Consider the following 10562-nt stretch of genomic DNA (forward strand, 5'->3'; position numbering starts at 1 on the left):
CTACTGGCGCGATGGCACCTTTCACCGGGTCGAGAACTTCTCGGAAAAGCGCCACGCCATCGAGCGCGACTTTTCCGAGGCGCAATCGCTGGAGCGGCAGGCGACCCACTCGGACGAGGTTGGCGCACGCATCGAACGCATGGCCTCGATCTCGCGCAGCAACGGCTACCAGATCTCCGACGACATGAGCCAGGTCATTGCCTCGCGCTATGCCGAAATGGCGGCAAGCCCCGAGTTCCGCGATCTGGGCGCGCCCTCACTCACCAACACCACACCATCTCCCCATCAGCGTGAAGTCCGCAACATGATCGTGGGCAGGATCCTCGAGCAATATGCTGCCGATGGCATGGCGCCGGTTCAGGCAGGCTTGCGGGATCCCGGTACGACGATGGGGAGTGTACGGGGGCCGGCTGAGGTTTCCATGCCGTCGGCAACGCCAAGACCGCAGGTCCGCCGCAGCGCAGGAACTGCGCCAAGGCGTGAGCCGCAAGGCTCGGATGGTGCACCGGAAACGGGCCGTCATGCGCCGGGCGATGACGCCGCTAGAGCTGCAATTCAGAGAGGGGCGGCTGAGGTGGCTCGGGATGACGCCGGCCAACACGCTTCGTTTGGCGCTGCTGGCCAAACTGCCGACAAACGCAATCTAAAAACCCGGCGTGACGTCGATCAGTGAGTAGAGCTGGCTTTGACGTTCTTCTCGATCACAGCGCTCAACTCTTGATCTGCCTTCCGGCTTTCCATCTGCTGCTGATGGTCCCGATAGGCATACAGCCCCCCAAAGACAGCAACCGCAACGAGGATCAAAGGCACGACAATCATCACCGCCGTGGCAATCTTGCGCTGCCACGCAATGGCCTTCTGGCTCTTCATGAAAGTCGGGATGCGGTCATACTCGAGCGCCATCAGCGCTTCGGCCTTCGAGCCTCGGAAGCCATCTTCGCGCAAGGCCGCGTTCTCAGCCGTCAGTTGGTCGACCTGAGCCTTGAGCTGGGCGATTTCATCAAGTTCAGACATAGCTAAGGAATAATCAAAAGCGGAACATATTGCAAACAAAACTCTGCATCGATCAATGAGCGAGTGACGCTAGGTGCCCCATCGACAAACCTCAAATCCCGTGAACCAGTTGGCTATCAGAAAGGATAGCCTCTGCAAGCGCTGGTAAACAGTTTTCATCGAGACGAACCGCCAATGCGTCGATCTCGAGCAACGCTTTTGAAAGATAAGGATGGAATTTTTCCGTCATCAAATTGGCATTGTCCGCAAACAGCTTGGCGTCCCCGCCGTCTGCGAGGTCTTTCAGTGCAACTTCCAGAGGCTGCGTACTTTTCGCGACCAAAATCTCAAGAAAGCCATCATAGATTTGGACGGTAAAGCCCCTCGCCCTCAACGCAAAGGCAAGTGTGGTAGTCTTGACCGTACCACGGCCAGTAGCGACGAGCCACTCTCCTTCGCCGATTTGTGCAATCCTACCCTGGGGAAATTGCATCTGGGCGAAGTTTGAGCGCGCTTCCGCCAATAGGTCCTGGGCCGTAGCGTCCATATAGGTGGGGCTGTCATTCCGCTTTAGGACGGAAAACATCCTTTCAATCACCACGTCATGGATGATGCCGGCATCCCCGCCAAAAATCGGTGGGGTGCCGGCCTTGGCGGGCGTGACAAGAATGACCTTGGCACGATCATCTACCTCTTGGACCAACCAGCGCCGCCCGGAAAATATGAGCATCATGCCCGGTGCGACCATATTGTCGACCGGCAGAGTGCCCAACTCCCGTCCATCCGAAATCAGCCGGTATTCTTCCGGTGTCTGGAACACGGCGTAGAAACTGTAATGGGAAACCAAAGTTTCCCCCGTTGGCCCCAACAGCAACAGGCCATCGTTAGCCTGTTCAATCAGAGCGGGGTCTGCCTGCCCCATGGCGCGCAAGACATCGGCAAAAATGGCCGAACTGACCTGGCGGAACGGTCCGTCCTGACAGAGCACACGATAGAGCCGAGGGGCATGGGCGCCACCTTTTTCGGCAATGATCGACAATATCTGATGCACCAGAGTCGAAAGGTGCAAAGCCCCCGATTGCGCAGGCTCGCACCATTTTTCGAGTAGCAATTCGATCATGGCGGTTGACCGGATGAGACCTAGCCGGAGCCTGTCCGCAAAGCTGCTTTTCGAATCGAGCATGGCTTCAACAGCATATTGGCGCAGGATCGCCGGCTTGCCAGCGCGGCGCCCAGATCTCCCGAGGCGCTGCCTCAGAGAGGCAACGCTGAATGGCGCGCCAATCTGCGCCACACAGCTTACATCCCCGATGTCGATCCCTAGCTCCAATGTGGAGGTACAAATCGCTGTAGTTGGCAATTTGCCATCCTTGAGCCTACGCTCGACAAGGTCGCGATGATCACGGGAAAGGCTCGCGTGGTGAGGATAAAATTCCTGCGGGAGGCGGGCGTCCTCGCACATAGTCCGCAGACGATCAGCGTAGATTTCAACCGATTGGCGTGACCCTGCAAAGACCAAGTTATCGGTGCCACGCAGGTGATCGAAAATATGCTTCGCAATGAGCTCTGTTGGTGGCGGGATGCTTTTATCAGTTCCACCCGCGAGGTATCCTCGCAGTTGCAAACGAAGCTCAGCCTCTCCGCCGGCCGCTTCAATCACCTGAACATTGGCGGCATCATCCGGACGCAGATAAATGCAAGCCTGGGCCATGTCCCCCAAGGTCGCGGAAAGCCCTATGCGCCTGACCGGCCGACCGATGGCGAGTTCCAGACGGGTGAGCAGTGAGCGCAGTTGAACACCGCGCTCACTGTCGAGCATGGTGTGGACTTCGTCGAGTATGACCGCGCGTACAGAACGGAAAAGCCGCGGCACATCAAGTCCACGGCGAATGAACAGCGCTTCTAGCGATTCAGGCGTGATCAGCAAAATGCCGCGCGGGCGCTTGGTCGCCCGGGTCTTGATCGAGGCCGCAACGTCACCGTGCCAAGGCACAACAGGAAGTTCCACCTCTTGGCAGATTGCCTCCAGTCTATTTGCCTGATCGGTTATTAGCGCCTTGAGCGGCGCGACGTAGAGTAAATCAAACCCTCCACTTCCGCCTACCTCCGCTTCAAGGACTTCGGAAATCAAGGGCAGGAAAGCAGCCTCGGTCTTGCCTCCCGCTGTCGATGCGGCAACGATCACATCGGCCTGGCTGTCCCTAATGACATGAATCGCCCGCGTTTGAATATCGCGCAATTCTCGCCAGCCTTGAGCCCGGATCCATCGCTGGACAGGCCTTGCGAGTTTATCGAATGCGGAAGTCACAAACGGAATGCGGCAAGATCATCATCGACCGGCGCTGCGCCGACTTGTTCGTCGATGTCAGCCATATCATCGCCCCGATCTTCCTTGACATCAATCTTCTCGATCAAGTCGGTCCATTCGACACCGGGGTTTTGCTGCAAGACCGCCACCATGTTGACGAAGGCCGTCACAGTGTTCCGGGGCGTGCGGAAATAAGCCTCCCCGATCCGGGATGAGCAATGCGCCATGAATGCCTCCAAACTGGCATCAGGCAAAGCATCGTCCTCGCCCTGCATGATCGCGCGAATGTTGGAAAGAAGCACAAACAGATCTTCCGGCGTCAGGCTGGCAAGACGGATGACAGGCCCCGACAAATCGATCAGACCATCACGGGCAAACGTGTTTTCCGCTAATCGCGATTGCAGCGCCTCGTAGCTGTACAAGCCGCGCCGGGTGTTCATCAGGAACTCCGGTGTCCCACCCAACAAGAATCCAAGATGCTCTGCGCTGCCTTGGAGCACGTCATTGAGAATACGCAGAATCTGCTCATAATTGGCGTTCCGGGCCTGCGCCGAGCTCAGTTTGAATAGATTGACCATTTCATCAAGGCCAACCAGCAAACCCTTGTATCCCGCCTCGCAGACGAAAGCCGACATCAGTTTCAGGTGGTCGTAAACACTCGCATCATCAACAATCGTGCGGACGCCAAGAGCTTTACGCGCGTCCGTCTTGGTTGAGAACTCACCGCGCAACCAGCGCAGGGCGGCAGATTTCAAATCCTCATCGCCCGCTTCATGGCCCTCCCAATAGCGCCGGATCACCTCCGCGAAATCGAAGCCACCCGTCATCTCTTCGAAGTGAGAAAGCCGCTCCCTGATCACACTGCCAGTCAACTGATCTTTGGCTTCCGCCTCCTGCTGGACCTGACTGATGAAGCGCTCAACCACACTGGTCAACGCGCCTCCGTCGGGTTTGGATCGCGTAGCGAGATTGCGGGCCATTTCGGCATATAGGCTGCGAGCTTGACCACTTGTGGCATGCAACCGGCGATCGGGAGCGAGATCGGCAAACATGACGACCAGCCCCTTTTCCAGCGCAACCAGCCGGATCAGGTTCATGAAAAATGTTTTGCCCGACCCATATTCGCCAATGATGAACCGAATGGCCGAACCGCCATCAGCGATCCGATCAATATCCTTGACGAGTTCCTCGATCTCGTGGGCCCGGCCGACCTGCAGATGTCTCAAACCCAGCTTCGGGACGACGCCTGCGCGCAGCGCCTGAACTATGGCGTCACGTTCGCGGGGCTTCAGCTTGGACATCAGGCTACCTCTTTCTCAAATTGCGTTTTCAACGCTTGCGCGATGTCTTCTGTGACGTCGTAACCGTCATGTTCATCGAGCAGGGCTTCATCATAGGTCGCAAACGACCATTCGTTAATGGCTTCAAGCGCCCCCAGGGGCATCAGTCCATGCCGCTTGGCCAGATCTACGAATTCACCCTCACTCCAATAATCCTTTGTGATGACATCACGCACCAAAGCGGCGCATTTCGCATCAAGGCCAGCAATGGGTGAAACTGCGGCAATGGGCTCAGGCTCACCATCCGGCTCGCTTTGGAAGATTTGTCCGAGCACGGAAGATACCCGCGCTGTGTCTGAGCGTATGGCGGCGATCCGGCTCGGATCAAGCTGAGACCTCGAAGTGGAAGAATCCTCTGGGATGGCTTCTCCCGGAGCCCCAGGTTCCGCAGCTTTGACCCGCACAGGGGCGTCGGATACCTCGCCAGCGTGCAAATCAGAGTAAACAGTTGAGGGATCAAGCCCCAGGATTCGATAAACTTTTTCGATGCCGGCAACCTCTTCAGTCTTGATGATCCCGTCGGCGTGGGCGATCGCGATCATAGCACTTCGCAGTGCAGTTTGCTGATCGCTATCGACATCTTTCAGACGACTGCGCAGGGTGGCCATGTCAGCAGGAACAGCCAGAAGCCAATCCAGGTTAGCTTTCAAAAGCCTGCGCTCGCAGTCTGAAATATCCGTCACTTGCGAGACTCTGCTGGCCAACAAACGCTGCTCACTCTCGCTCACATGGCCATCGGACTGGGCGATGAAGGCACCCAACGCCATTTCGATCAGGGCCTTACGATAAGCACCGGAGGCGTTCTCTGCATCCCACGTTCCATCCCATTCGAAAAGGACTACAGGTTCGTCCGCCTTTGGCAGTCTCAGCCCATAACGGGGATCTGGTGCCAATCCAAAGCCAAGGCTGCCCAATGCGTCAGCCACATCAGTCAGTTGGCGCTTACTGATCTTTCCTGCCGCTTCATTCCCAACCCGGCCAAACACCTCGCGCACGGGCACCAAGCCTCCCGCTTCGATGTGGGTTTTAACCCAGTTGATCAAATCCTGCCGCTGCTCGGACGGGAACTTGTCCCAGAGGCAAGTTGGCAGCAATGCATGGGCCTCAAAGCTCCCCTTGCGTTCCGGATTACGACCGAGAAAACGGCTGAGCTTATCCAACTCATCCATCGCCTCGTCCGCGATAGCCTGTGCCAGCGTGACTGGCTTGGTCAATCCGGAAATATCAAGCACAGGCCGCCCGTTCGCCGATATCGGCAAATCTTTGGTGAACTCCCCGGATGCTGCGCGATAGCTGCATTTCAAGTGCTTCTTCGACTTCGCAACCTTAAGCCCCTTGGGGTATCGTTCGTCGAACTTGAAGCAGAAGAGCGCCCTGAACTCATCCTCGCAGCGATGGGCAGGCGTGCGGAGGCGCTTCTCACCGTGACAAAGAAACCAGCTAAGCAGCCATTCTGAACTCAAAGGAATGTCATTGGCGATCATGCCGCCAAGGGTGACTTTCAAGGATAGTGGAAGATCCCAAGTCCAGCTCTTGAAAACCGGCTTTTTGAAATCATCATCATTAAGTACAAGACTGGCAAGATCGATGAAATCGCTCAGGTAGCGTTGGACCGAATGGTTCGAGCCGAACAAATCGCGCAACCGTTGGACCTCAGTGAGAATTTCTCGCTTTTCATCGTCTGAAGGACTGTCGACCAGGAAGCGTCGTTCCAAGCCATAAAAATAGAGGAACATATAGCCGGGATTAATGGCGGGATCCTTGGCGCCATCCGCCAGCCAGTCGAGATAGGTCGCGCGGCAAGAAGGAGGAATGCTGGAATATCCAGGCCAGTACGGCATGGATTCTCCGCTCTTGTCAGCACCGGTAGATGAAACAGGCTGCTTTGGGTCGATGTAAGCACGGCATCGCTCGCCATAGCCGCCGCCAGTGACGCCAGGCGCAGTTCCAACATAGACCATGCCTCCCAATGTGCGGCCAGCGATGGTGATACTACGTCCCTTGGGAACCCAACCTTGGATACCGGTTGGCAAACTGGCGCTCGGCACAGTTCTCATTGGGCGCGAGGAGTAGACATTTTCGACCGGCTTCTCCGCTATCGAACCAGCACCGTTCTGGATCGGCGGATGCGCGCCAGCATCGACGGACCCTTCAGAAGGCTTTTTGCGCGCAGAACGCCACCAAACGACAAATCCGGGCGCGCCAAAAGCAAACAACATCTGCATGCCCGCCGGCCAGCTTTGCAGCGCAGTGGCGACGACAAACATGCAGGCAATGAATGCCAGAACATAGGTCAAGACTGCCTTGAAAAATTTCAAGTCCAATTCCTCTTGGTGGCGTTTCCGCACAATACCCAGCGGGCGCTTTGCCGCAAGTGGCGCAACGCGGGAGAAGCAGGCAATTTAAGGAACTTATCAGAAAACCTATTCGGTTACGGAATGCCGACCGACCAAAACTTTCCGATATATTCGCGCACGATGGTCCGGTCGCCCGCTTGCGGCAGATGCCGCAACTGGCCTAGTGATCAGCCATGAACGCCGTTGAAATCGAACAAGCCATCACCGACCTTGCTGCCGCTCCCTTTGATGCGGCGGAATTTCCGTATGCCTTTCTGGAAGCCTTCGGAAACAAGGCGACCACGCTCAAGAAGCTGCGGACTGGCGCGTCGAATGGTTCTGACGTGCCGGGCGGCGTACTTCAGCGCAGCAACATCCATATTGCCACCTGCGAGCGAGGCGCGGTCGACGCGACCCTCCAGGCCTTGCGCGCCAGCCCCAAGACTCAAGCAGCCAAGGCCAAGTTCATCCTTGCGACCGATGGCGCAGACTTTCAGGCAGAGGAACTGGCCACCGGCGAGACTGTCGCCTGCCAATATGCCGATTTCCCCAATCACTTCGGCCTGTTTCTGCCTTTGGCCGGCATCACCACCGTCAAACAGATCCGTGAGAGCACGTTCGACATCCGGGCGACGAGCCGGCTCAACAAGCTCTATGTCGAACTGTTGAAGGACAACCCCGACTGGGCCGCAGCCGAGCGCCGGGCCGATATGAACCACTTCATGGCGCGGCTCATCTTCTGCTTCTTCGCGGAAGACACGGACATTTTTTACGGCGAAGGCCTGTTCACCCGCACCGTCGACCAGATGTCGGAGCGCGATTCCAGCAATACGCATGAAGTTATCGGCGCGATCTTCAAGGCGATGGACACGCCCACCCGCCACGAAGGCAAGCTAGACGACCGCTATCGCAAAGCCGCTGGCACGCCGCGCTGGGCCGACGTGTTTCCCTACGTCAACGGCCAGCTCTTTTCGGGTAGCACCGATGTACCGCGCTTCAGCCGCATTGCCCGGTCTTACCTGATCCAGATCGGCAATCTCGACTGGCAGAAGATCAACCCCGACATTTTCGGCAGCATGATCCAGGCTGTGGCCGACGATGACGAGCGCAGCGCGCTGGGCATGCATTACACCAGCGTGCCCAACATCCTGAAGGTGCTGAACCCACTGTTCCTCGACGATCTGCGGGCAGCGCTGGAAGAGGCTGGCGACAATCCCCGCAAGCTGCTGAACCTGCGCAACCGCATGGCGCGCATCCGCGTGTTCGACCCGGCCTGCGGCAGCGGCAATTTCCTCGTGATCGCCTATAAGCAGATGCGCGAGATCGAGGCCGTTATCAACACGAGACGGGGCGAGGCGGAGCGCAAGAGCGAGATCCCCCTCACCAACTTCCGCGGCATCGAACTGCGCCCCTTCCCCGCCGAAATCGCGCGACTGGCGCTGATCATCGCCGAGTTTCAGTGCGATGTGCTCTATCGTGGTCAGAAAGAGGCGCTGGCCGATTTCCTTCCGCTCGACAGCCAGAACTGGATTACCTGCGGCAACGCCCTGCGGCTGGATTGGCTGAGCCTGTGCCCGCCCACTGGAACAGGGGTGAAGGTGCAGGCGGATGACCTATTTGGCACCCCGCTCAACCAGACCGAGATCGACTTCGAGAACGAGGGCGGCGAGACCTATATTTGCGGAAATCCGCCCTATCTTGGCAGCAAGTGGCAAAGCGCAGAGCAGAAAGACGACTTAGAGCGCGTATTTGATGGACGCGTCAAAAGCTGGAAGTCCCTCGACTACGTCGCCGGTTGGTTCATGAAAGCTACTGAATATGGCCTCCACACACCAACTGTGTCTGCATTGGTTTCTACTAACTCCATATGTCAAGGCGCGCAGGTTCCAATCCTTTGGCAGCCAATACTACAATCGGGCACCAATATTGTTTTTGCTCATACGAGTTTCAAATGGGCGAATCTCGCGAGCCACAACGCAGGCGTCACTGTTGTAATCGTGGGCATCTCGAACCAAGTTCGTCCTCAAAAGTCGATTTTTTCCATTGCCGAAAACGGCGAAACGGTTGTTAGGCGCACCCCTGTCATTAACTCCTACCTGATCCCAGCGAATGACACCTTTGTCATGGCGATTTCAAAACCAGCCGATGACAGGGCAAACATGCAGTTCGGCAATCATACTTATTATGGCGTCGATCTTCTTTTGACACAGGGTGAAGCCGCCAGCATTCAAAATGAATGGCCAGAGGCGAAGGGGCTACTTCGGGATTTCCTCGGCTCGAAGGAGATTATTTCTGGCCTAGCTCGTAAGTGCTTATGGATTGCAGACGATCAGGTCGATCAGGCAATGCGCATTCCACCAATCGCAGAGCGTCTCCGGAAGGTTGCTGCAGCGCGTGCAAAAATGACAAGCGATGCATCTGCGCGCAAGCTGGCAGAAACGCCTCATCGCTTCCGTGATTGTTTCCTTGGAGATGATCACATCATTGTAATGCCAGCCATTTCGTCGGAAAATAGACCATACCTGCCGGTCTCGGTTGTAGACGGATCACAGATTGTTGGTCACAAAGCCTACGCACTCTATGACGCCCCCCTGTGGAACATGGCGCTGATTGCCTCACGCCTGCACTGGGTCTGGATTGGCACAGTCTGCGTGCGTATGCGCACCGACTTTTCTTACTCCAACACCCTTGGCTGGAACACCTTCCCGGTCCCAAAATTGACGGAGCAGAATAAGGCCGACCTCACCCGCTGCGCCGAGGACATCCTGCTGGCTCGCGAGGCGCATTTCCCGGCGACCATCGCGGATCTTTATGATCCCGACACCATGCCGGAAAACCTGCGCCACGCGCATGACCGCAACGATGAAGTGCTAGAGCGGATCTACATCGGCCGCCGGTTCAAGAACGACACCGAGAGGCTCGAAAAGCTGTTCGATCTCTACACCAAAATGACCGGCGGAAAGGCAGCGGCATGATGGGTGCGACATTGACTTTTCGCGCCATCGGCGTATCTCTCATTTGAGATACAGGAGGCTCGGATGAACGCACCCCACGTGCCATCGCAAAGCTCCATGCTGCATATCCGCATGGACAATGATTTGAAGGCAAAAGCCACAGAGGCGCTGGCGGCTATGGGGCTGACCGCATCCGACGCCGTGCGCCTGCTGTTCCACCGCATCGCGGTCGACCAAGCCTTCCCGCTGGAGCTGAAAGTGCCCAACGCCGAAACCCGAGCCGCGCTGGACGAGGCGCGTGCCATCATCGCCGAGCGCCGCGCCCGCTTTACTAATCCCGATGCCATGTTTGCCGAACTCGATGGCAAAGAAGGATAAGTCCGCGAAGCTTCCGCGCACGTTCGATCTGGCCAAGGCGTTCAGGAAAGACTGGGAGCGCCTTTCACGCTCTGGTCGCTATGACATGAGCCAGCTCAAAGAGGCGATGCTGCTGTTGATCGCCAATGATGCGCCGCTGCCGCCCGAATGGCGCGATCACGCGCTGAAAGGCGAATGGGCAGGCACACGAGAATGCCACATCGGCGGGGATTTCCTGCTGATCTACGAAGTGGACGACACAGCGGGACCGGGC

General features: G+C 57.2%; 7 protein-coding genes and 1 pseudogene. 4 read left to right on the forward strand and 4 right to left on the reverse strand.

Annotated features, from left to right (window positions below; all coding sequences use genetic code 11):
• Positions 1–673, forward strand: a pseudogene (locus BGP00_RS07615) (conjugal transfer protein TraG); the annotation flags it as partial.
• Here the strand turns inward: BGP00_RS07615 and BGP00_RS07620 are convergent.
• The 4 genes from BGP00_RS07620 to BGP00_RS07635 all read right to left on the reverse strand — a co-directional run bounded on the left by BGP00_RS07620 (position 667) and on the right by BGP00_RS07635 (position 6959).
• On the reverse strand, positions 667–1014 hold the full coding sequence (locus tag BGP00_RS07620) for a hypothetical protein (protein ID WP_292687936.1): 348 nt from the start codon (positions 1012–1014) through the stop codon (positions 667–669). The pseudogene BGP00_RS07615 and the gene BGP00_RS07620 overlap by 7 nt on opposite strands.
• Positions 1015–1105: 91 nt before the next feature.
• A complete protein-coding gene (locus BGP00_RS07625; RefSeq protein ID WP_292925731.1) occupies positions 1106–3301 on the reverse strand; it encodes a DEAD/DEAH box helicase in 2196 nt (731 codons plus the stop codon).
• Positions 3298–4602 (reverse strand): ATP-binding protein, encoded by a 1305-nt coding sequence (locus tag BGP00_RS07630; RefSeq protein WP_292687940.1) that lies wholly within the window; start codon positions 4600–4602, stop codon positions 3298–3300. The genes BGP00_RS07625 and BGP00_RS07630 overlap by 4 nt, the downstream gene beginning before the upstream one ends.
• Positions 4602–6959 carry a TerB N-terminal domain-containing protein gene (locus BGP00_RS07635; protein ID WP_292687942.1) on the reverse strand — a complete coding sequence of 786 codons (2358 nt, stop codon included), beginning with the start codon at positions 6957–6959 and terminating at the stop codon, positions 4602–4604. Before BGP00_RS07635 ends, BGP00_RS07630 begins: the two co-directional genes overlap by 1 nt.
• Positions 6960–7171: 212 nt before the next feature.
• Between BGP00_RS07635 and BGP00_RS07640 the strand changes: the two genes are divergently transcribed.
• The 3 genes from BGP00_RS07640 to BGP00_RS07650 form a co-directional block, all read left to right on the forward strand.
• Positions 7172–9952, forward strand: coding sequence for a DNA methyltransferase (locus tag BGP00_RS07640; RefSeq protein WP_292687944.1), 2781 nt, complete (start codon positions 7172–7174; stop codon positions 9950–9952).
• 63 nt (positions 9953–10015) lie between these two features.
• Positions 10016–10309: a type II toxin-antitoxin system RelB/DinJ family antitoxin gene (locus BGP00_RS07645; RefSeq protein ID WP_292687946.1), complete on the forward strand. Its 294-nt coding sequence runs from the start codon at positions 10016–10018 to the stop codon at positions 10307–10309.
• Positions 10293–10562 (forward strand): type II toxin-antitoxin system YafQ family toxin (locus BGP00_RS07650; protein ID WP_292925732.1); only part of this gene is annotated, 270 nt, incomplete at its 3' end. The genes BGP00_RS07645 and BGP00_RS07650, both read left to right, overlap by 17 nt.

This window comes from Novosphingobium sp. 63-713 (genome assembly GCF_001898925.1).
Taxonomy (GTDB): Bacteria; Pseudomonadota; Alphaproteobacteria; order Sphingomonadales; family Sphingomonadaceae; genus Novosphingobium.